The sequence below is a fragment of the Pantoea sp. X-Soil-TKNS-1280 genome (genome assembly GCF_059730475.1).
In genome coordinates, this window is record NZ_AP035962.1 from 3,333,844 (window position 1) to 3,356,164 (window position 22,321).

Here is a 22,321-nt window from a genome sequence, read left to right on the forward strand (position 1 = left end):
ACCTCAGTTCTTTTTCACGAACTCAGATTTCAGTTTCATCGAGCCAAAACCATCGATCTTACAATCGATATTGTGATCACCTTCAACCAGACGAATGCTTTTCACTTTTGTGCCGATTTTCAACGTTGAGGAGCTGCCCTTAACCTTCAGATCCTTGACCACAGTGACGCTGTCGCCATCCACCAGCAGGTTACCATTAGCATCACGCACAACCAGACCATCAGCAGCCACATCATCCGCCGCCAGCGACCAGATATGTCCACATGACGGGCAGTTCAGCTTCTCGCCATCCTGCCAGGTATAGTCGGCCTGACATTCAGGGCAGGCGGGTAAGGTATTCATAAGCGCTCCTCAGAGAAAAGATCGCGGCGAAGGTGGTGCCGCAAAAGGGGCGATATCTTATCTCCTTACTATTAGTAAGGACAGCATTAAAATATCGCGCCCTGACGCGCTTTGCTGACCGCTTCGCCCAACTGCCACACCGCCATTGCATAATGCGTGCTGTGATTGTAGCGGGTTATGACGTAGAAATTGGGCAGCCCGTACCAGTACTGATAACTGGTACCGAGATCGAGGCGCAACAAACTGGCCTGATTGTTGCCGTCCAGCGATCCCTGCGGTGTGAGGCCACTTGCCGCCAGAGTGCTAACCGGGTACAGGGTTTTGAAACCATTCTCCAGTGCCGGAGCCTGCCCGCTGGCCGGGACAGCGACGGTTTCCCCCGGACGCCAACCGTGTTCTTTGAAATAATTAGCCACGCTGCCGATAGCATCCACCGGGTCCCACAAATTGATGTGTCCATCCCCGTTAAAATCCACCGCATATTGTTTATACGACGATGGCATAAACTGTCCGTAGCCCATTGCGCCCGCGAAAGAACCGCGCAGATCAAGCGGATCATCCTGCTCGGTACGTGCCATCAACAGAAACGTTTCCAGCTCGCTGCTAAAGTAAGCTGCCCGGCGTGGATAGTTGAAAGAAAGCGTTGCCAGCGCATCCAGTAAGCGGGTTTTCCCCATCACCCTACCCCAGCGGGTCTCAACACCAATAATGCCGACGATAATTTCCGGTGGCACGCCATAGACCTGCTGGGCGCGTTGCAGCGCATCCTGATATTGATTCCAGAAGGCAACACCATTTTGCACGTTATCAGGGGTAATGAATTTATTACGATAGCGAATCCAGGCACCATTTGGGCCGGTTGGCGGAGTGTAGCTCGGTGCCTGTTGGTCCATCAGGCGCAGCACATAATCCAGCCGTTTCGCCTGGCCAATCACCGCATGTAATTGCTGGCGATCAAAACCGTGCTTCGCCACCATCTGATCAATAAATTGCTCAGCGGCAGGATTCTCCGCGAAATCACCAAACATTGGCTGGATAGCGTGTGATTGATCCAGTAGAAAACCACCCTGAGGTGCAGAAACGACGGCGGGCTGCTGGGATGTTTCAGGCTTGCTACTACAGGCGGCAAGCAGGGTAATGAGCGGGAGAAGGGCAACCTTAAAACGCATTGGATTTCCATAAGCCAGATGAAACCGGAGTCCACATATTAATCGTTCAGGTTAATGACTTACAGGGCAATATCTTAAATTTACGTCAGTTATCTCTGTCAGGGTGCCGCCCGGCGAAATTTGCGACCCGCTTCCGCACTTTACCATTTACAGCATTTTTTCTTTTTTCCTGCCGCAGCAATTTGCTATGGTCGGCAACCGAAAGGCCAGCAGGCGGATGAAGGAGATGCTGCAAAAATGGTAACATCGCCTCTTTCGTTATCGCGCCAGCGTGATAACGCACCTTCCCTGTAGCGATAACCTATTACGGGCACTCAAAAAGTAAATGCAAAGCGAGAAAGAGATGAAAGGAGCAGAGCAAATGGACTTCACCGCCCATACGCCCATGATGCAGCAATACCTGCGTCTGAAGGCCGATCATCCTGATATCCTGCTGTTCTATCGCATGGGTGATTTTTATGAGCTGTTTTACGATGACGCAAAACGCGCTTCACAGCTGCTGGAAATCTCACTCACCAAACGCGGTGCGTCTGCAGGCGAACCCATTCCCATGGCAGGCGTTCCCTATCATGCGGTTGAAGGCTATCTGGCGAAACTGGTCCAGTTAGGTGAGTCGGTGGCGATTTGTGAGCAGATTGGTGATCCCGCGCTGAGCAAAGGCCCGGTAGAACGCAAAGTGGTGCGTATTGTCACCCCCGGCACCATCAGCGATGAAGCATTATTGCAAGAGCGCCAGGATAACCTGCTGGCGGCTATTTTTCAGAGCCAGCGCGGTTTTGGCTATGCCACGCTGGATATCAGTTCCGGGCGCTTCCGGTTAAGCGAACCTGGCGATCAGGAAACCATGGCCGCCGAATTGCAACGCACGAATCCGGCTGAATTGCTCTACCCCGAAGATTTTCAGGCGATGCCGCTCATAGATCAGCGCCGTGGCCTGCGCCGCCGTCCGCTCTGGGAATATGAAATCGATACCGCGCGCCAGCAGTTGAATCTGCAATTCGGCACGCGCGATCTCAATGGGTTTGGCGTCGAACAGGCGCATCTGGCACTGCGCGCGGCAGGTTGTCTGCTGCAATATGTCAAAGACACCCAGCGCACCTCCCTGCCCCATATCCGCTCACTCAGCATGGAGCGTCAGCAGGATAGCGTGATTATGGATGCCGCCACACGTCGCAACCTCGAAATCACGCAGAATCTGGCCGGAGGGACGGAAAACACCCTCGCTGCGGTTCTGGATAAAACCGTTACCCCGATGGGCAGCCGCATGCTGAAACGCTGGCTGCATATGCCATTGCGTGATGTCGAAACCATCGCACGTCGTCAGCAATCCATTGCGGAATTACAGGCGCACAGCGAAGAGTTACAACCCGTGTTACGCCAGGTAGGCGATCTGGAACGTATCCTCGCCCGTCTGGCGCTGCGCACCGCCCGCCCACGCGATCTGGCCCGTATGCGCCACGCTTTTCAGCAGTTGCCGGAACTGAATGCCTTACTGGAACAGGCCGAGGCTCCTCAACTTATTCAGCTGCGTACGCAGATGGGGGATTTCAGTGAACTACGCGAACTGCTGGAGCAGGCGATTATTGAGTCTCCGCCGGTATTAGTCCGTGACGGAGGTGTGATTGCACCCGGTTATAACGCTGAACTCGATGAGTGGCGCGCACTGGCTGATGGGGCCACCGATTATCTCGATCGTCTTGAAATCCGCGAACGGGAAAAACTCGGGCTGGATACCCTTAAAGTCGGCTTTAACGCCATTCATGGCTATTACATCCAGGTCAGCCGTGGTCAGAGCCATCTGGTACCCATCCACTATGTGCGCCGTCAGACGCTGAAGAATGCTGAACGCTACATCATTCCAGAACTGAAAGAGTATGAAGACAAGGTCCTGACCTCAAAAGGCAAAGCACTGACGCTGGAAAAAGGCCTTTACGACGAGCTTTTCGATCGCCTGCTGCCGCACCTGGAAGCGCTGCAATTAAGCGCTGCCGCACTGGCCGAGCTTGATGTGCTGGCTAACCTGGCGGAACGTGCCTGGACGCTCAACTATTGCCGTCCGGTGCTACAGGATAAAGCCGGTATCCGCATCACCGGCGGTCGTCACCCGGTTGTTGAGCAGGTGCTGAAAGAACCCTTTATCGCGAATCCATTATCGCTCTCCACTCAGCGTCGTATGCTGATCATCACCGGACCGAATATGGGTGGTAAAAGTACTTATATGCGCCAGGCGGCATTGATCGCGCTGATGGCGTGGATCGGTAGCTTTGTTCCGGCTGAGGAAACGGTGATTGGCCCCATCGACCGTATTTTTACCCGTGTCGGTGCAGCTGACGACCTGGCCTCAGGACGCTCTACCTTTATGGTGGAAATGACCGAAACCGCCAACATCCTGCACAACGCTACCGAAAACAGCCTGGTACTGATGGATGAAATCGGTCGTGGTACCTCAACCTATGATGGCCTGTCGCTGGCCTGGGCCTGCGCCGAAAGCCTGGCCAACCGCATTAAAGCGATGACGTTGTTCGCTACCCACTATTTCGAGCTGACCACGCTGCCAGAAAAAATGGAAGGTGTGGTTAACGTGCATCTCGATGCCGTGGAACATGGTGACACCATCGCCTTTATGCACAGCGTCCAGGACGGCGCAGCCAGTAAAAGTTACGGTCTGGCTGTAGCGGCGTTAGCGGGTGTACCGAAAGAAGTCATCAAACGTGCACGCCATAAACTGAAGGAACTGGAAGCCCTTTCGGGCAGTTCAGCAGCCTCGACGGTAGAAGGTTCGCAGCTGCCGCTACTGGTAGCAGACACGTCACCGGCAGTTGAGGCACTGGAAGCGCTCGATCCCGATACCCTGACACCACGTCAGGCTCTGGAGTGGATCTATCGTCTGAAAACGCTGGTGTAGAAGCAGCAGGATGGCGGCAGCCCGCCACCATCCTGAATAACAGGCATAAAAAAACGGTGACCAGATGGTCACCGTTTTTATGTAGCGATTACGGTTTATTCACGAAACAGCGCTTCGATATTCAGGCCCTGAGTCTGCAGGATTTCACGCAGACGGCGCAGACCTTCCACCTGAATCTGACGGACACGCTCACGGGTCAAACCGATTTCGCGGCCAACATCTTCCAGCGTTGCCGCTTCATAGCCCAACAGACCGAAACGACGCGCCAGCACTTCACGCTGCTTGGCATTGAGTTCAAACAACCACTTAACGATGCTTTGTTTCATATCATCGTCCTGCGTGGTGTCTTCCGGGCCGTTATCTTTTTCGTCGGCCAGGATGTCCAGCAACGCTTTTTCGGAATCACCACCGAGTGGCGTATCAACCGAGGTAATGCGCTCGTTGAGACGCAGCATACGGCTTACATCATCAACCGGTTTATCCAGCTGCTCGGCGATCTCTTCGGCACTCGGCTCATGATCGAGCTTGTGAGAAAGTTCACGCGCAGTACGCAGATAAACATTTAACTCTTTAACAATGTGGATAGGCAGACGAATGGTACGGGTTTGGTTCATGATCGCCCGTTCAATGGTCTGACGAATCCACCAGGTGGCGTAAGTCGAGAAGCGGAACCCACGTTCAGGGTCAAACTTCTCTACTGCGCGAATCAGGCCGAGATTCCCCTCTTCAATCAGGTCAAGCAGAGCCAGACCACGATTGCTATAACGACGGGCAATCTTCACCACCAGGCGCAGGTTACTTTCAATCATGCGGCGGCGAGAAGGAATATCGCCTCGTAATGCGCGGCGGGCAAAGAACACCTCTTCTTCCGCCGTTAATAATGGAGAATAACCAATTTCTCCGAGGTAGAGCTGCGTCGCATCCAAAACGCGTTGCGTCGCACCCTGTGACAACAACTCTTCTTCCGCTACATCGTTATCACCAGGTTCGTTCTCAACGAGAGCCTTCTCATCAAAAACCTCAGCTCCGTTCTCCTCGAATTCCGCATCTTCGTGTAACTCGTTAACTTTCAGCGTATTCTGGCTCATAAGCGGCTCCTACCCGTGATCCAAGGGCAGAACACCTGGGTTCTGCCGGATTATCGTTGCGGTAAGTAACGCAACGGATTTACGGATTTCCCCTTGTAACGAATTTCAAAATGCAATCTTACTGAACTGGTTCCGGTGCTACCCATGGTAGCGATTTTTTGCCCAGCTTTAACTTCCTGTTGTTCCCGGACCAGCATAGTGTCGTTATGGGCGTACGCACTCAGGTAGTCATCATTGTGTTTGATGATGATTAAATTACCGTACCCACGGAGCGCGTTGCCTGCGTATACCACCCTACCCGAAGCAGTGGCGACAACAGGTTGTCCACGCGAACCGGCGATATCGATCCCTTTGTTTCCGCCTTCCGCAGCGGAGAAGTTATCGATGATCTTCCCATCAGTCGGCCAACGCCAGCTTCCCACTGGGGTTGTGCTATCCGTTGTGCTGCTGACTGTGGGCGGTGCGATAACCGGAGCTGTGGTCGTTGCCACATTATTTGCCCCTTTCGACGGCAGCAATTTGCTGCCTGAAGAATTACCCGAATCATCAGAATACGTAATAACAGGTTGCTGTGCAACCGGGGTTGATTTAATTTGCGAAGAACCCGGTGTAACGGGTACGCCGCCCTGAGTTGCATCGGCCGCAGTGATAGCGTTACCACCGGTAATTGACTGTCCGGATCCATTACCAACCTGCAACGTTTGCCCGGCGCTCAGGCTATACGGGGCGGCGATGTTGTTGCGTTGAGCCAAATCGCGAAAATCGTTGCCGGTAATCCAGGCAATATAGAACAGGGTATCGCCACGCTTGACGGTGTAAGTCTCACCGCCATAACTACCTTTAGGAATATTCCCATAATTGCGGTTGTATACAATATGACCATTTTGCGTCGTCACATTATCATTACCACTAATCATTCCGCCCGACGCGGGCGCAGAAGGTACACCACCACTTAACATTCCGCCACGAGGCATTGTCGGTACACCGCCGCCAGAGGCGTCGCTCATACCACCGTTTCCACCAATCTGACTAATGGGTGCCTGTGTGTTATCGCTGGAGCTACAACCTGCCAGCCAGAAACCGACCACTGTCAGTGCCGCCAGACGGCGTAATTGAAATATTGTGCTTCCCGTGCTCATTGATCCCCCGTGATGGCAATCCTGGATATAACTGTGACTGCGTTAGCCGCATTTTACACTGCGTAATGCGTCCGAAACGGCCTTTCGCTTTGATTAACAAGGATAGTAGCAAGATCAACTGCGCCATGCTATGTAACAGTTGTGAACAAGTACGAAGCGCTTCAGGCCAGATCGCCCTGTACTAAAGGCACAAAGCGGACGGGTTCGATGATCTCTTCAATCATCTCATCTCCCTGACGACGCAGACGTTTCAACACTTGCTGATCTTCTCCAACCGGCAGCACCATTCTGCCGCCGTCGCGCAATTGCGCTATCAGCGCAGTCGGAATTTCAGGTGGTGCAGCGGTGACGATAATGGCATCGAACGGACCGCGTGCCGCCCATCCCTGCCAGCCATCACCGTGGCGTGTGGAAACATTATGGAGATCGAGCTGCTTCAGCCGACGTTTCGCCTGCCACTGCAACCCTTTGATGCGTTCAACGGAATAAACGTGGTTAACCAGATGGGCCAGAATGGCAGTTTGATAGCCGGAACCGGTGCCGATTTCCAGCACACATGCGTCGGCATTCAATTCCAGCAGCGCTGTCATGCGCGCCACCATGTAGGGCTGTGAAATGGTTTGCCCGCTGCCAATCGGCAGTGCGACATTGTCCCAGGCTTTGTGTTCGAAGGCTTCGTCGATAAAACGCTCACGCGGCACATCGGCGATGGCTTTCAGCAGATGTTCATCATGGATGCCCTGCGCGCGCAGTTGCGCCAGCAGGGTTTCGACGCGCCGACTCACCATGCCAAATCCACCTCCGCCTGAGTCAGCCATTCGCTTAACACCAACTGCGCCGCTGGCGCGGTCAGGTCAACATGCAATGCGGTGATGGAAACGTAGCCGGCATCAACCGCCGCAAAATCAGTATCCGGACCCGCATCCAGCTTTTCGCCCGGCGGCCCGATCCAGTACAGGGTGTTACCACGCGGATCCTGCTGACGAATCACCTGATCGGCCGGATGTCGGCTGCCGCAACGCGTCACGCGGAAGCCTTTCACTTCTGACAGGGGTAAATCAGGTACATTGATATTCAGGATGCGGCCGGTACGCAGCGGCTCACGCGTCAGGGCGCGCAGCAACGCGCAGGTCACTGCGGCTGCGGTGGCGTAATGCTGATGACCATTGAGGGATACGGCCAGCGCCGGTAGTCCGAGATGACGTCCCTCCATGGCAGCGGCTACGGTGCCAGAATAAATCACGTCATCACCGAGGTTCGGCCCGGCATTGATACCGGATACCACGATATCCGGGCGCGGTTGCATCAGGGCGTTAACCCCGAGAAACACGCAATCGGTCGGGGTGCCCATTTGCACGGCGATATCACCGTTTTCATGGGTAAAGGTACGAAGCGGCGTCTCCAGCGTCAGCGAGTTTGAGGCACCACTGCGATTGCGATCGGGTGCGACCACCTGCACCTCAGCAAACTGGCGCAGCGCGCGCGCCAGAGTCTGAATGCCTGGCGCATGAATGCCGTCATCATTACTCAGCAATATCCGCATCGTTACCTTCTTGTTGGAGAAGCTCACGCACCACACTGGTGGCATAACTGCCCGCAGGCAGCCAGAACGCCATCTCCAGCGTCACATCATCCCACCAGTTCCAGCGCAACTCTTTTGGCACTACGCGCATTGCACGTCGTGCCGCATCAACACGTTCACGCTCAAGCAGTGTAATCAATTCTGCCGCACCTGCCAGGCTCTGCTGTTCAAATTCAAGCGCTTCCGCCTGAGTACCCCAGCCACCACGCCCGGCTAACGGGGCGGTGATACGCAGCTCATCCTGGTCCACACGCTGTTGCAGTTCGGCCAGTTCTTCGGCCTGCGCGACAAACCAGCTACCACGCCCGGTCAGCTGCAAGGCATCACCGCTGATGACCGCATCAAGGCTATTGTCACGCTGTAAGCGGGCGCTGGTCACCTGATTAAACAGATGGCTACGTGTCGCCGAAAGCAGCAGGCCTTTTTTGTTACGATCGCGCGGGCGAAAGCTATCCTGCGCCCACTGCCGGGCCTGCGTCAGATTATTACCATCGCGTCCGAAACGCTGCTCGCCAAAATAATTCGGCACACCGCTTTTCTGAATTTTCTGTAAACGCTGTTCTATCTCGGTACGATCCGAAATTTGACGGATCACCAGGCGAAACGCATTTCCCGCCAGCGCACCGGTACGTAGTTTACGCTTGTGACGCACAACCTGCAGAATTTCCACACCTTCAAGCTGAAATTCAGACAGATCGGGCATCGCGTTACCCGGTAAACGGAAGCAAAGCGTCTGTTCCGTCACCGCATGACGGTCCTTCATCCCGGCATAGCTGAGATCGCGTACGTGCACACCTAAAAATTTCGCCAGCGCTTCCGCGACAAAACGGGTGTTACAACCGATTTTACGGATACGCACCAATAGCTGTTCACCTTCGCCATCATAGGGATAACCGAGATCCTCGATAACGACAAAATCTTCCGGATTGGCTTTAATCACCCCGGTCGCGCGCGGTTCACCATGCAGGTACAGCAATTCACTCATGCCGTTTCTGCCTTAACCAGCAATGCAACCGCTTCACAGGCAATGCCTTCGCCACGCCCGGTAAAACCCAGTTTTTCTGTAGTTGTGGCTTTGACGTTGACCTGATCCATATGGCAACCAAGATCTTCGGCGATATTCACGCGCATTTGCGGGACGTGCGGCAGCATCTTCGGTGCCTGGGCAATGATGGTGACATCGACATTACCAATCTGGTAACCCTTCTGCTGGATACGACGCCAGGCTTCACGCAGCAGGCCACGGCTGTCCGCGCCTTTATAAGTGGGATCGGTATCGGGAAACAGTTTGCCGATATCGCCCATCGCCACCGCTCCCAGCAGGGCGTCAGTCAGCGCATGTAACGCCACATCACCATCGGAATGTGCAATAAACCCCTGTTCGAAGGGAACTCGCACCCCGCCAATCACCAGAGGCCCCTCGCCTCCGAAGGCGTGCACGTCAAAACCGTGGCCGATACGCATCATGCGCTCTCCTGTAACTGAATCTGGGTAAGATAGAAGGCCGCCAGCGCCAGGTCTTCTGGCCGCGTCACCTTGATGTTATCACTGCGACCACTCACCAGTTCGGGATGGTAGCCGCAGTATTCCAGTGCTGATGCCTCATCGGTAATGGTCGCCCCTTCATTAAGGGCGCGCGTCAGGCAAGCCGTCAGCAGTGCGTGAGGGAAGAATTGCGGCGTCAGCGCATGCCATAAATTTTCACGCTCTACGGTATGCGCAATGGCCGCTTTGCCCGGTTCGGCACGCTTCATGGTGTCACGCACCGGTGCCGCCAGAATCGCCCCCACTTTACTGTGCTGACGCACGGCTAGCAGGCGTGCTAAATCATCGGGATGCAGGCACGGACGCGCCGCGTCATGCACCAGCACCCACTCCCCCTGCTTCACTGCCTGCAACCCCGCCAGCACGGACTCAGCGCGCGTATCGCCGCCGGTGACGCGCAACACGCGGGCATCCTGCGCCAGCGGCAAGGTGTCAAACCACCCATCATCGGGGCCGATGGCGACCACCACCTGTTTTACGGCAGGATGCGCCAGTAACCGCGCGACGCTGTGTTCAAGAAGGGTGAATTGACCGATGGTCAGATACTGTTTCGGGCAGGCCGCCTGCATGCGGCTGCCAATACCGGCAGCGGGCACTACGGCGATCACATCCGCAGAGGAAGAAAGGTTGTTCATGGTTTATCGTTGTTGATTTTGCGCAGCTTGTTGCGCGTTACGTTTGTTCTGGTCCGGCACCAGACGATAGAAGGTTTCACCGGGCTTGATCATGCCCAGTTCATTGCGTGCGCGTTCCTCGATAGCCTCAGAACCGCCGTTGAGATCGTCAATTTCGGCGAACAGCTGATCGTTACGCGCTTTGAGTTTGGCGTTATTCGCCTGTTGTGACGCGACGTCATCATTAACGCGCGTATAGTCATGAATCCCGTTCTTACCCAGCCACAACGAATATTGAAGCCAGCCGAGCAGTACGAGTAGCAATAACGTCAGTTTTCCCATCCCCGCCCCCTGAAAAACGGCTCAATCATCCCATAACTTCGCGCCGGACTCCACTCCAGCAGCGAAAATGCCGTTCACAGGCGTTTGTCCGTACAAATAATGACGCAGATGATGAGAACATCGGCAGGTAAAGTTTTGTAACCAGCCGACGCGTTTGCACATCAGGCACAGCTTACCAGCCGGAGAGAAATGAGAAGAGTAGCCAGAACAGGCATACCACCACGATTGCTGTGACCACCCCGCTCCAGAACAAATGACCACGCAGCATCAGGCTGAAGACAATACCAATCAGCACCGAAACCGGCAGCAGAGCAAGGAAAAATGGCCAGGTATAGAGGAAGAAGAACAGCGTATTGGAGCCGTAGAGCAGGAACGGAATTGCCAGAGCGCACCAGTACGAGAGAAAACCAATCACACCACCCGGTAACGACGAGCGCGGCTCATCCTGGGGGAGTTCATCTTTGCGTGCCAGCATAGGGGTAACGTTCTGCATAGAGTTCCTGTTGACGCGAAGCGCGGCAAACCGTAATGATTTGCCGCTGTCTATTCAGGATCTGATGATATCGCGGTGGCGCAGCAGGTCTAACAATTGGGCGGTCAGTTTTGTAACCAATTGTTCACCATCCAGGTGGATTGCAGGCTGATCTGGCGCCTCATAAACGCTGTCAATGCCGGTGAAATTCCGCAGTTCCCCGGCACGGGCTTTTTTATACAATCCTTTCGGATCGCGTGCTTCGCACACTGCCAGCGGCGTATCGACAAACACTTCAATAAACTGGCCTTCTGCCAGCAGGTCGCGCACCATCTGGCGCTCGGCACGGTGCGGGGAAATAAAGGCGGTCAGTACCACCAGCCCCGCATCTACCATCAGTTTTGCCACTTCACCGACGCGACGAATATTTTCTTTACGATCGTCATCGCTGAAGCCGAGGTCACGGCATAAGCCGTGACGCACATTGTCACCATCCAGCAGATAGGTACTGACACCCAGACGATGCAGCGCCTGCTCCACTGCACCTGCTACCGTGGATTTTCCCGAGCCGGACAGCCCGGTAAACCACAGCACCACGCCCTGATGACCGTGCTGCTGCTCACGCTCAGCGCGCGTCACCGGATGGTCATGCCACACCACGTTTTCATCGTGTTGCGCCATTACTGACCACCCAGCAGATCGCGTGCATTCCAGTGTGGGAAATGACGACGAACCAACGCATTCAGTTCCAGCTCAAAGTCGCTGTACTGACCTGCTTCAGCGCGGCTGGCACTTTGCGGTTCTTCAATCATGCCCGCGCCGACGGTAACGTTGCTCAGACGATCAATAAAAATCATGCCACCGGTGACCGGGTTCTGGCGATACTGATCCAGCACCATCGGTTCATCGAAGGTGACTTCCACCAGCCCGATACCGTTCAGCGGCAAGCTGTCAGCACTGCGTTTTTCCAGCGTGTTGATATCGAACTGATGGATCACTTTTTCCACCCGACCACGCGCTTTCTTACCGGCAATCTTGACATCAAAGCTCTGGCCTGGTTGCAACGGCTGCTCAGCCATCCACACCACGTTGACGGTGGCGGATTGCACCGATTTCAGCTCCGCATCAGCGTCTACCAGCAGGTCGCCGCGACTGATGTCGATCTCATCTTTCAGCACCAGGGTGATAGCCTCGCCAGCGCCTGCCTCCGGCAAATCACCGTCAAAAGTGACGATGCGCGCGATAGTCGATTCCACCCCCGACGGCAGCACTTTCACGCGCTGCCCCACTTTCACCACGCCTGACGCCAGCGTACCGGCATAGCCGCGGAAATCGAGGTTCGGGCGGTTAACGTATTGCACCGGGAAGCGCATCGGCTGATGATCAACCACGCGGTTCAGCTCTACGGTTTCCAGCACATCCAGCAGCGTCGGGCCGCTATACCACGGCATGCTCTCGCTCTGTGAGGCAACGTTATCCCCTTCCAGCGCCGACATCGGCACAAAGCGGATATCGAGGTCCTCCGGCAGCTGTGCCGCGAAATCGAGGTAATCCTGTTTGATCTGTTCAAACACGTCCTGTTTGAAGGACACCAGATCCATCTTGTTGATCGCCACCACCAGATGCTTAATGCCCAGCAGCGTCGAGATAAAGCTGTGACGACGGGTCTGATCCAGCACGCCTTTACGGGCATCAATCAGTAGAATCGCCAGATCGCAGGTTGAGGCACCGGTCGCCATATTGCGCGTGTACTGCTCGTGTCCGGGGGTGTCCGCGATAATGAATTTGCGCTTCTCGGTGGAGAAGTAACGATAAGCCACGTCAATGGTGATGCCCTGCTCACGCTCGGCCTGCAAACCATCAACCAGCAGTGCCAGATCGAGCTTCTCGCCCTGCGTGCCGTGACGTTTGCTGTCGTTGTGCAGTGAAGACAGCTGATCTTCATAGATCTGACGGGTATCGTGCAGCAGACGGCCAATCAGTGTACTTTTGCCGTCGTCCACGCTACCGCAGGTGAGGAAACGCAGCAGGCTTTTGTGTTGTTGCGCGGTCAGCCAGGCTTCCACGCCGCCCTGATCGGCAATCTGTTGTGCAATAACGGTATTCATCTGCGTCTCCTTAGAAATAACCCTGACGTTTCTTCAGTTCCATCGAACCGGCCTGGTCGCGGTCAATCACGCGGCCCTGCCGTTCGCTGGTAGTGGAGACCAGCATCTCTTCAATAATTTCCGGCAGCGTTCGTGCTTCGGACTCCACCGCACCGGTCAGCGGCCAGCAGCCGAGGGTACGGAAACGCACCATACGCTGTTTGATCACTTCACCCGGTTGCAGGTCGATACGGTCGTCATCCACCATCATCAGCATGCCATCACGCTCCAGCACCGGACGCGGTGCGGCGAGATACAGCGGCACAATCTCGATGTTTTCCAGGAAGATGTATTGCCAGATATCCAGTTCGGTCCAGTTGGAGAGCGGGAACACACGGATGCTCTCACCTTTGTTAATCTGGCCGTTGTAGTTGTGCCACAGCTCCGGTCGCTGGTTTTTCGGGTCCCAGCGGTGGAAGCGGTCACGGAATGAATAGATACGTTCCTTGGCGCGTGATTTCTCTTCATCACGGCGTGCGCCACCAAACGCGGCATCAAAGCCGTATTTGTTCAGCGCCTGCTTCAGCCCTTCGGTTTTCATGATGTCGGTATGTTTGGCGCTACCGTGTACAAACGGGTTGATACCCATCGCCACGCCTTCCGGGTTGCGATGTACCAGCAACTCAGCACCCATCGCTTTGACGGTGCGATCGCGGAATTCGTACATTTCACGGAATTTCCAGCCGGTATCAACGTGCAGCAGCGGAAATGGCAGCGTGCCCGGATAGAAGGCTTTGCGCGCCAGATGTAGCATCACCGAGGAGTCCTTGCCGATGGAGTACATCATCACCGGATTACTGAACTCGGCCGCCACCTCGCGGATGATATGGATACTCTCTGCCTCCAGCTGGCGCAGATGAGTGAGTCGGTTTTGGTCCATAATTTTTCCTCAAGCCAAATTGACAACGGCGGACTCGCGAGCCCCCTGCTGTGCCGAATGTTGAAACCAGGCCAGTTGCCCGTGCAAATTCACAACTTCGCCAATCACCAGCAATGCTGGCGTCGGCGCGGAGGCGGCCAGCGCCTCCAATTGGGCTAAGGTGCCAGTCAGCACCTGCTGATCCTGACGCGTGCCGCGGCCAATCACCGCAACAGGCGTCGCTGGATCGCGCCCGTGTTCAATCAGTCCGGCGGCAATCTCCGCCGCCTTCACCGTGCCCATGTAAATTGCCAGCGTCTGACGCGCGCGCGCCAGTGACGGCCAGTCAATACCGTTGCTGTCTGCCCGGCAGTGGCCGGTGATAAACAACACGCTTTGCGCATGGTCACGATGGGTTAAAGGGATACCGGCATAGGCGGTTGCGCCCGCTGCCGCAGTGATACCCGGCACCACCTGAAACGGGATACCGGCAGCTTTGGCGGCCTGCAACTCTTCACCGCCACGGCCAAAAATAAAGGGATCGCCGCCTTTCAGTCGCACCACGCGTTTACCTTCCTGCGCCAGTTTCACCAGCAGCTGATTGGTCTCTTCCTGTGACACGGAATGGGCACCGGCGCGTTTACCCACGCAGATACGATCGGCATCGCGTCGTACCAGTTCCAGCACCTCATCACTGACCAGGTGGTCATACAGCACCACATCGGCCAGTTGCATCACCTGCAAGCCACGTAGCGTCAATAACCCGGCATCACCGGGACCTGCACCCACCAGGGTGATTTCGCCTGGGTTTCCGCTGTCGTTCTCCAGCTCACGATCCAATGTGCGACGCGCTTCATGAACGTTGCCCGCCGCCATCTGGCTGGCGAACAGGCCATTGAAAGCGCGCTCCCAGAAGCGACGGCGTTCTGACATCTGGCGATAACGTTGTTTCACTTTGTCGCGCCACTGCCCGGCAACGAGGGCCATTTGTCCGAGATTCGTGGGCAACAGGGCTTCAATTTTTTCCCGCAGCAGACGCGCGAGTACCGGTGCGGTACCACTGGAGGAAATCGCCACTACCAGCGGGGAGCGATCAACAATCGACGGGAAGATAAAGCTGCATTTCGGCTGGTCATCCACCACATTCACCAGCTTGTGGCGCGCGTTGGCAGCGTCGAAGACCAGGCCGTTAAGGATGTTGTTATCTGTGGCGGCAATCACGAGGAACACGCCTTCCAGCTGTTCCGCATCAAAGGTTTGCGCTACCCACTCAATGGCCGCAATCTCATGCAGTGCCTGCAGCTCATGGCCCAGCTCACGCGCCGTCACCCGCACATGCGCACCGGCACGCCGCAGCAGTTCAATTTTGCGCGCAGCGATGTCGCCACCGCCGACAACCAGCACCGGACGGTTTTTGAGATCGGCAAAGAGAGGCAGATAATCCACGTTAACCTTGTTAGTTTTACAATAAGTTAACGCGACTATACGTCCCCGCCTTCTGGCAGATGAAATTACGAATTGGAATGAGTAGTTACCGAATGGAATAACGACCCGGGATTGCTGAGAACATTTTGTGCTTAGCAAATGATATTGCTGGTGTTTCGGAGCAAATCAAATTGTGTAATAGCGGTCACAGTTTCATACTGAAGCACAATTTTTTTCACACGACGGGATGTCAGAAAAGGACACACTATGTTTGCCACCCTCCGCCGCGTCCTGCTGGCAGCAGCGATAGCGGGCGGTTTTCCTCTCCTTGCTCAGGCTGCCGGGAACGTACCCGGGCAATTTGCCGAACAACAATTGCGTCATATCGCAACCTATTATCCGGGGCGCATGAGCGGCAGCCCGGCAGAGCTGATGACCGCAGATTATCTGCGCCAGCAATTCACCCAACTGGGTTATCAGAGCAATACCCGTCAGTTCAATACCGGCTATAACTGGCGCGAAAAGCAGGGCCAGATGCGCTGGCATAAAGTGACCGCCACCTCGGTGATTGCCGCCCGCGCGGGTAGCGCACCGCAGGAAATCCTGATTGTGGCGCATCTCGATACCTGGACACCGCTCAACAGCCGTGAAACTGACAACAATATCGGCGGTCTGCGTTTGCAGGGCGTGGATGATAACGCTTCCGGCCTGGGTGTGATGCTGGAGTTAGCCCAGCAGCTCAGCAAAACGCCTTTACATTATGGCGTACGCTTTGTGGCGCTGAGTGCCGGAGAAACCGGTCTGCATGGCATGGATGATTATCTGTCACGCATGAGCGCCAAAGAGAAGAAAGACACCCTGCTGGTGATCGATCTGAACAGCCTGATCGTCGGCGATCATCTCTACTTTAACAGCGGCATGAATACGCCATCGGCGGTGCGCAAGCAAACCAGCGCCCGCGCCGTGCAGCTCGCGCACCGCTTCGGCATCTCTGTTGCCACCCATACGCTGGTGGCACGTGATTTTCCCGGGGAGAATCCTTTTGATAAGGCGGGTATGCCGCTGCTGGATGTCACCGCCAGCAACTGGGCACTGGGAAATAAAGATGGGCAGCAACAGCGCGCGCGCAGCTCCCACTTCCCGGATGGCAGCGTCCGTCATCAGACCGAGCGCGATAACCTGGACTATCTCGACCACTGGCTGCCAGGCCGCATTACCCAACGCACCCATGAGAGCGTGAGAATCCTGTTGCCATTGCTCACCGAGCTGGCGAACCCGACAACATGAGGAACTGATATGTACGTGGTTTATCTGAACTATTTCCGTCCGGTGGAAGAAGTGGAAGCACTACTCGCCCCCCATATCGCATGGCTGGATCGTTATTTTGCCAGCGGTGCATTTATTGCGGCCGGACGTAAAGATCCACGCACTGGCGGAATGGTGATGGTGAAAGAGATGCCACGGGACGAGCTGGATGCGATTCTGGCGGAAGATCCCTTCGTGGCGGTGGCGAATTATGACGTCACAAAGGTGAATGTGACGCGTGCTGGCGAAGCATTTGCTGGATTAACAGGTATTTAATTGATCCGTAGCGGCGCGATTTATCGCGCGATCTTTTAAAAGATGCGCGATAAATCGCGCCGCTACGGGTGAAAAGATTAACCTTCGTGCAGGCCGCACTCACGCTTCAGACCGAAGAAACGCGTTTCTTCTTCCGCCATGCCGGGTTCCCATTTCTTCGTGGTATGCGTATCCCCCACTGACAGGTAACCCTCATCCCACAGCGGATGGTATTTCAGGCCATGCTGTTTCAGGTACTGATGCACCTGGCGGTTATCCCAGTCGATAATCGGCAGAACTTTAAAAACACCACGCTGAATCGCCAGCACCGGCAAATGCGCCCGGCTGCCGGACTGATCACGGCGCAGGCCCGCAAACCAGGTTTGCGCCCCCAGCGTTTCCAGTGCGCGGTTCATCGGTTCCACTTTATTGATCTGGTTGTATTTCTCGATCCCTTCGACACCCTGCTCCCACAATTTGCCGAAGCGTGCTTCCTGCCAGGCGGGTGAGGCTTCAGCACGGAATACCTGCAAATTCAGGTTGAGCTGCTCAGTCAGCTCATCGATAAAGCGATAAGTTTCCGGGAACAGATAACCGGTATCGGTCAGAATCACCGGAATCTCCGGTTTCAGCCGGGTGACCATATGCAGCAACACCGCCGCCTGAATACCAAAGCTGGACGAGAGTACAAACGCACCAGGCAGTTGCTCCAGCGCCCAGTTCAGACGCTCTTCTGCCGATTGTTTTTCCAGCCGGGCGTTGGTTTCTGCCAGCGCCATTACGCGATCAATTTTCGGTAAATCATTCAGTGCGGAAAGATCGAGTACCGTCATACTGCCTCCGGGTCCCAAAAATCACGGGCAGGATCAACCACTGGCTTCACGATGCCCGCGCGAATCACGAAGTCGCCAAAACCTTCTTCACCTTTGCGTTCTTTGGCCCAGCGTCCCACCAGCTCATCAATGCTGGCGAGGATCTCGCCTTCCGTGATGTTTTCACGATACATACGCGGAATACGGGTACCGATACGGTTGCCGCCAATATGCAGGTTGTAACGACCTGGCGCTTTGCCCACCAGACCGATTTCGGCCAGCATGGCACGGCCACAGCCGTTAGGACAACCGGTAACGCGTAGCACTATGTGCTCCTCGCCAACGCCATGACCATGCATGATTTCTTCCACTTTGGTCACGAACGACGGCAGGAAGCGCTCGGCTTCAGCCATCGCCAGCGGGCAAGTCGGGAAAGATACGCAGGCCATCGAGTTTTCACGCTGCGGCGTCACCTGTTCCATCAAACCATGTTCACGGGCGATGGCTTCGATCTGCGCTTTTTGCTTCTCCGGCACCCCCGCCACAATCAGGTTCTGGTTGGCAGTCAGACGGAAATCACCCTGATGCACTTTGGCGATTTCAGCGATACCGCGCTTCAGCGGACGGCCCGGATAATCCAGCAAACGACCGTTTTCAATAAACAGCGTCAGATGCCATTTCTTATCGACACCCTTGATCCAGCCAATACGGTCGCCACGGGTGGTGAATTCGTAAGGACGCGTCGGCGCAAAAGTGATACCAGCTCGTTTTTCCACTTCCGCTTTAAAGGTTTCAACGCCCACGCGTTCCAGCGTGTATTTGGTTTTGGCGTTTTTACGATCGGTACGGTTGCCCCAGTCGCGCTGCGTGGTCACCACGGCGGCGGCAACGTCGAGGATCTTCTCCACCGGCAGGAAGCCGAACTCGCTGGCGGTGCGCGCGTAAGTCGCTTTGTTGCCGTGATCGATCGACAGCCCACCGCCCACCAGCAGATTAAAGCCCACCAGCTTGCCTTTCTCAGCGATGGCAATAAAGTTGAGATCGTTAGCGTGCAGATCCACATCGTTATGCGGCGGGATCACCACCGTGGTTTTAAACTTACGCGGCAGGTAAGTTTCACCGAGGATCGGCTCCTCATCGGTGGTGGCAACTTTTTCCTGATCCCACCAGATCTCCGCATAGGCGCGGGTTTTCGGCAGCAGGTGCTCCGACAACTTTTTCGCCCATTCGTAGGCTTCCTGATGCAGCTCAGATTCCACCGGATTCGAGGTACACAACACGTTACGGTTGACGTCGTTAGCGGTTGCCAGCGCATCAAGACCGACTTCATGCAGCATCTGGTGGGTCGGCTTGACGTTCTTCTTCAGAATGCCGTGAAACTGGAACGTCTGGCGGTTGGTCAGACGGATACTGCCGTAAATGGTTTTGTCGGTGGCGAATTTATCAATCGCCAGCCACTGGGTCGGCGTGATGATGCCGCCCGGCAGACGGCAACGCAGCATCATGGCATGGCGCGGTTCGAGTTTCTGCGCCGCACGCTCGGCACGGATGTCACGGTCATCCTGCTGGTACATACCGTGGAAACGGATCAGCAGGAAGTTATCGCCGTTGAAGCCGCCGGTCAGACCATCATCGAGATCCTCAAGGATGGTGCCACGCAGATAATTGCTTTGCTTTTTCAGACGCTCGGCATCAACAAGTTTGCCTTCAACGACCAGCGGTCCAGGGTGTTTTTCACTCATTAGTAAACGTCTCGCTGATAACGGCGCTCAATGCGCAGCTCACTTAAAAACTCGTCAGCCGTTTCACGATCCATTCCACCGTGCTCGGCCACCACATCCAGTAATGCCTGCTCAACGTCTTTCGCCATGCGATTGGCGTCGCCGCAGACATAAAGGTGCGCGCCTTCTTCAATCCAGCGCCACACTTCCGCACCTTTGGCACGGATTTTATCTTGTACGTAAATCTTCTCTGCCTGGTCGCGTGACCACGCCAGATCGATATGGGTCAGCAGACCGTCTTTGACATACTTCTGCCACTCAACCTGATACAGGAAATCGTCGGTGAAGTGCGGGTTGCCAAAGAACAGCCAGTTTTTGCCGCCCGCACCGTCATTATCGCGCTGCTGCATAAAGGCGCGGAACGGGGCGATGCCGGTACCGGGTCCGATCATGATCACTGGCGTTTCCGGGTTGGCTGGCAGACGGAAGTTGTCGTTATGTTCGATAAACACGCGAATGTCGCTGTCTTCTGCCAGACGATCGGCCAGCCAGGTCGAGGCACCACCGCCACGTACCCGTCCATCGATGTCGTAGCGCACCGCACCCACGGTGATGTGCACTTCGGTTTCGTTCTCAGCCTGAGAAGAGGCGATGGAATACAGACGCGGCGTCAGCGGGCGCAGCAGTCCGGTTAGCTGCTCAGCGTTCAGTTCAGTCGGTGCCTGACGCACCATATCGACAATCGGCAGGCTCTGCGCGTAATGCTGCAGCTTCGGTTTGTCACCCACCAGTGCCAGCAGCGCATCGTTGCGCGCCAGCGCGGCATAGTGTTCAACGATCTGCGGCGTGTTCACCGTCAGCTCGAAATGACGTTGCAGCGCATCAGACAGCGCCAGGGTTTCACCGTGGATAGTCACCGGCTCGTCACCTTTCAGCCACAGCAGTTCCAGCAACTCGTTTACCAGCGCCGGATCGTTTTCATACCAGACACCGAGGGCATCGCCCGGCTGGTAACGCAGACCGGAGTCGCCGAGGTCAATTTCGATATGACGCACGTCTTTATCGGAATCACGCCCGGTGATTTTCTGGTTAACGGCAAAGCTGGCCGTCAGCGGCGCTTCTTTGCTGTAGGGGCTGCTGTGCACTTCGTTAACGCTGCCCGCTGCGGTAATAGCTGCAATGGCGGGTGCTTCCGTCGGCACCCGCGCTTTCAGGATGTCGGTAATTTGCTTACGCCAGGTGCTTCCCTGTTCGGCATAGTCCACATCCGCATCAACGCGATCCAGCAGACGCTCAGCACCCAGCTCGGCCAGGCGACTGTCAAAGTCCTTACCGGCTTTGCTAAAGAATTCGTAGGACGTATCGCCGAGACCAAATACGGCAAAAGCCGCGCCCTTCAACTGTGGGGCTTTTTTCGACATCAGGAATTTATGCAGCGCCACCGCTTCTTCCGGCGGCTCGCCTTCACCCTGGGTGGAGGTCACCACCACCAGCAGCTTTTCCTGCCCAATTTGTTTGAATTTGTAGTCACCGGCGTTGACCAGATTAACGCTCAGTTTGGCGGCCAGCAGGTCATCACGCAGTTGTTCCGCCAGTCGGCGTGCATTGCCGGTTTGTGATGCGGAGATTAACAGGATGGTCGGCACGTCGGCCTGCACCGGCGCAGGGGCAGCCACGGCTCCTGGCGTCTGGTTGACCATGCCCCAGAAATAACCCGAAAGCCATGCCATTTGGGTGGTAGAGAAATCGGTAGTCGCCGCCTGTAAGCGCGCGAGTTGCTCCGGGGTTAGCGGCAGCAGTGAACCTGGGGGTGCCTGAGTCGTCATCGCGTTAAAAATTCCAGTATCAGAAGTCCGGACCGTAAAATGGCGGAAGAGTGAGTAGGTTACCGGCCCGTATATTAACGATTAAATAAACCTTCGACATAATAAATAACCAAAACGACTAAGTGGTTTTTCGGGTAATGCTAACCAGCAAAAGTGGTAAATAAAGCAATGTATATTCAATAAGTTAATTTTCAGCCTGATTGGGTTAAGTGCGTAAAATGCCCTGTTCATCGGTAACGGATGCTAAAAATCTGCATTTCAGGTAGACTTCAGCGGTTTTTATGTTGAGGCCATTATGTCTACCACGTTGTTTAAAGAGTTCCAGTTTGAAGCGGCGCACCGCTTACCTCACGTGCCTGAAGGGCACAAATGCGGTCGTCTGCACGGCCACTCCTTTCTGGTGCGGCTGGAAATTACCGGTGAAGTGGATGCTTATACCGGTTGGGTTATGGATTTTGCAGAACTGAAAGCGGCGTTTGCGCCGATTTACGATCGTCTCGATCATCACTATCTGAATGACATCCCAGGTCTATCCAATCCCACCAGTGAAGTGCTGGCAAAATGGATTTGGGACGAGATGAAGCCGATCCTGCCAGAACTCAGTGCGGTGATGATCAAAGAAACCTGCACCGCAGGCTGCGTCTACCGCGGTTAACGCACCAAACCGTAGCGGCGCGATTTATCGCGCTGTTGTTTTGGTGCTGGAGCTAAAAAGAGCGCGATAAATCGCGCCGCTACGGAATGTGCCTTAAGACTTCTTTACATTCCTATCA

General features: G+C 55.3%; 22 protein-coding genes. 4 read left to right on the forward strand and 18 right to left on the reverse strand.

All coding sequences use genetic code 11. The annotated features are described in order from the left end of the window. Positions 1-3: 3 nt before the first annotated feature. Both AC6I8X_RS15510 and mltB read right to left on the reverse strand, forming a co-directional pair. A complete protein-coding gene (locus tag AC6I8X_RS15510) occupies positions 4-342 on the reverse strand; it encodes a zinc ribbon domain-containing protein YjdM (RefSeq protein ID WP_497840064.1) in 339 nt (112 codons plus the stop codon). 86 nt (positions 343-428) lie between these two features. After that, positions 429-1,511: a lytic murein transglycosylase B gene (mltB, locus tag AC6I8X_RS15515; protein WP_313686714.1), complete on the reverse strand. Its 1,083-nt coding sequence runs from the start codon at positions 1,509-1,511 to the stop codon at positions 429-431. Positions 1,512-1,872: 361 nt separating this feature from the next. On the opposite strand from mltB, the gene mutS reads away from it, so the two are divergent. Then, entirely contained in the window at positions 1,873-4,416 is a 2,544-nt protein-coding gene (gene mutS, locus AC6I8X_RS15520) for a DNA mismatch repair protein MutS (protein ID WP_497840065.1), read from the forward strand. A 95-nt stretch (positions 4,417-4,511) separates the two neighbouring features. Here mutS and rpoS read toward each other — a convergent pair whose 3' ends face one another. The 13 genes from rpoS to cysG form a co-directional block, all read right to left on the reverse strand. After that, positions 4,512-5,504 carry an RNA polymerase sigma factor RpoS gene (rpoS, locus tag AC6I8X_RS15525; RefSeq protein ID WP_013510222.1) on the reverse strand — a complete coding sequence of 331 codons (993 nt, stop codon included), beginning with the start codon at positions 5,502-5,504 and terminating at the stop codon, positions 4,512-4,514. A 50-nt stretch (positions 5,505-5,554) separates the two neighbouring features. Continuing rightward, positions 5,555-6,643: a murein hydrolase activator NlpD gene (nlpD, locus tag AC6I8X_RS15530; RefSeq protein ID WP_416411832.1), complete on the reverse strand. Its 1,089-nt coding sequence runs from the start codon at positions 6,641-6,643 to the stop codon at positions 5,555-5,557. A 161-nt stretch (positions 6,644-6,804) separates the two neighbouring features. Continuing rightward, positions 6,805-7,431: a protein-L-isoaspartate(D-aspartate) O-methyltransferase gene (locus tag AC6I8X_RS15535; protein WP_084876460.1), complete on the reverse strand. Its 627-nt coding sequence runs from the start codon at positions 7,429-7,431 to the stop codon at positions 6,805-6,807. Then, complete coding sequence (gene surE / locus AC6I8X_RS15540; protein WP_084876461.1) at positions 7,425-8,186, reverse strand: 5'/3'-nucleotidase SurE; 762 nt, start codon at positions 8,184-8,186, stop codon at positions 7,425-7,427. Before surE ends, AC6I8X_RS15535 begins: the two co-directional genes overlap by 7 nt. After that, positions 8,167-9,210, reverse strand: a complete 1,044-nt coding sequence (gene truD, locus AC6I8X_RS15545; protein WP_497840066.1) for a tRNA pseudouridine(13) synthase TruD — start codon at positions 9,208-9,210, stop codon at positions 8,167-8,169. Before truD ends, surE begins: the two co-directional genes overlap by 20 nt. After that, complete coding sequence (gene ispF, locus AC6I8X_RS15550; protein ID WP_299460491.1) at positions 9,207-9,689, reverse strand: 2-C-methyl-D-erythritol 2,4-cyclodiphosphate synthase; 483 nt, start codon at positions 9,687-9,689, stop codon at positions 9,207-9,209. The genes truD and ispF overlap by 4 nt, the downstream gene beginning before the upstream one ends. Beyond that, the gene (ispD, locus tag AC6I8X_RS15555; RefSeq protein WP_313685474.1) at positions 9,689-10,405 is read right to left on the reverse strand and encodes a 2-C-methyl-D-erythritol 4-phosphate cytidylyltransferase; all 717 of its coding nucleotides are present in this window, start codon (positions 10,403-10,405) and stop codon (positions 9,689-9,691) included. Before ispD ends, ispF begins: the two co-directional genes overlap by 1 nt. Before the next feature lie 3 nt (positions 10,406-10,408). After that, entirely contained in the window at positions 10,409-10,726 is a 318-nt protein-coding gene (ftsB, locus tag AC6I8X_RS15560; RefSeq protein ID WP_013510229.1) for a cell division protein FtsB, read from the reverse strand. A gap of 172 nt (positions 10,727-10,898) precedes the next feature. Then, on the reverse strand, positions 10,899-11,219 hold the full coding sequence (locus AC6I8X_RS15565; RefSeq protein WP_084876464.1) for a DUF3561 family protein: 321 nt from the start codon (positions 11,217-11,219) through the stop codon (positions 10,899-10,901). Positions 11,220-11,273: 54 nt separating this feature from the next. Next, the gene (cysC, locus tag AC6I8X_RS15570; RefSeq protein WP_299460346.1) at positions 11,274-11,879 is read right to left on the reverse strand and encodes an adenylyl-sulfate kinase; all 606 of its coding nucleotides are present in this window, start codon (positions 11,877-11,879) and stop codon (positions 11,274-11,276) included. Beyond that, entirely contained in the window at positions 11,879-13,306 is a 1,428-nt protein-coding gene (gene cysN, locus AC6I8X_RS15575) for a sulfate adenylyltransferase subunit CysN (protein WP_313685480.1), read from the reverse strand. Before cysN ends, cysC begins: the two co-directional genes overlap by 1 nt. A 10-nt stretch (positions 13,307-13,316) precedes the next feature. Next, a complete protein-coding gene (gene cysD, locus AC6I8X_RS15580) occupies positions 13,317-14,225 on the reverse strand; it encodes a sulfate adenylyltransferase subunit CysD (protein WP_084876467.1) in 909 nt (302 codons plus the stop codon). A gap of 9 nt (positions 14,226-14,234) precedes the next feature. Further along, positions 14,235-15,650, reverse strand: a complete 1,416-nt coding sequence (gene cysG / locus AC6I8X_RS15585) for a siroheme synthase CysG (RefSeq protein ID WP_497840067.1) — start codon at positions 15,648-15,650, stop codon at positions 14,235-14,237. A 246-nt stretch (positions 15,651-15,896) separates the two neighbouring features. On the opposite strand from cysG, the gene AC6I8X_RS15590 reads away from it, so the two are divergent. Together AC6I8X_RS15590 and AC6I8X_RS15595 are read left to right on the forward strand one after the other, a co-directional pair. Continuing rightward, positions 15,897-16,916, forward strand: coding sequence for an aminopeptidase (locus tag AC6I8X_RS15590; protein ID WP_313685486.1), 1,020 nt, complete (start codon positions 15,897-15,899; stop codon positions 16,914-16,916). Positions 16,917-16,925: 9 nt separating this feature from the next. Further along, positions 16,926-17,210, forward strand: a complete 285-nt coding sequence (locus tag AC6I8X_RS15595) for a YciI family protein (RefSeq protein WP_497840068.1) — start codon at positions 16,926-16,928, stop codon at positions 17,208-17,210. Between the two features lie 77 nt (positions 17,211-17,287). Here the strand turns inward: AC6I8X_RS15595 and AC6I8X_RS15600 are convergent, their stop codons facing one another. Genes AC6I8X_RS15600 through cysJ form a run of 3 tightly spaced genes read right to left on the reverse strand, consistent with a single transcriptional unit; the run spans position 17,288 to position 21,548 of the window. Then, positions 17,288-18,022: a phosphoadenylyl-sulfate reductase gene (locus tag AC6I8X_RS15600; protein ID WP_084876471.1), complete on the reverse strand. Its 735-nt coding sequence runs from the start codon at positions 18,020-18,022 to the stop codon at positions 17,288-17,290. After that, entirely contained in the window at positions 18,019-19,743 is a 1,725-nt protein-coding gene (gene cysI, locus AC6I8X_RS15605) for an assimilatory sulfite reductase (NADPH) hemoprotein subunit (RefSeq protein ID WP_313685492.1), read from the reverse strand. The genes AC6I8X_RS15600 and cysI overlap by 4 nt, the downstream gene beginning before the upstream one ends. Then, positions 19,743-21,548, reverse strand: coding sequence for an NADPH-dependent assimilatory sulfite reductase flavoprotein subunit (gene cysJ, locus AC6I8X_RS15610; protein WP_313685494.1), 1,806 nt, complete (start codon positions 21,546-21,548; stop codon positions 19,743-19,745). The genes cysI and cysJ overlap by 1 nt, the downstream gene beginning before the upstream one ends. A 295-nt stretch (positions 21,549-21,843) precedes the next feature. Between cysJ and queD the strand changes: the two genes are divergently transcribed. Then, positions 21,844-22,203 (forward strand): 6-carboxytetrahydropterin synthase QueD, encoded by a 360-nt coding sequence (queD, locus tag AC6I8X_RS15615; protein ID WP_084876474.1) that lies wholly within the window; start codon positions 21,844-21,846, stop codon positions 22,201-22,203. The last annotated feature ends 118 nt before the right edge of the window (positions 22,204-22,321 follow it).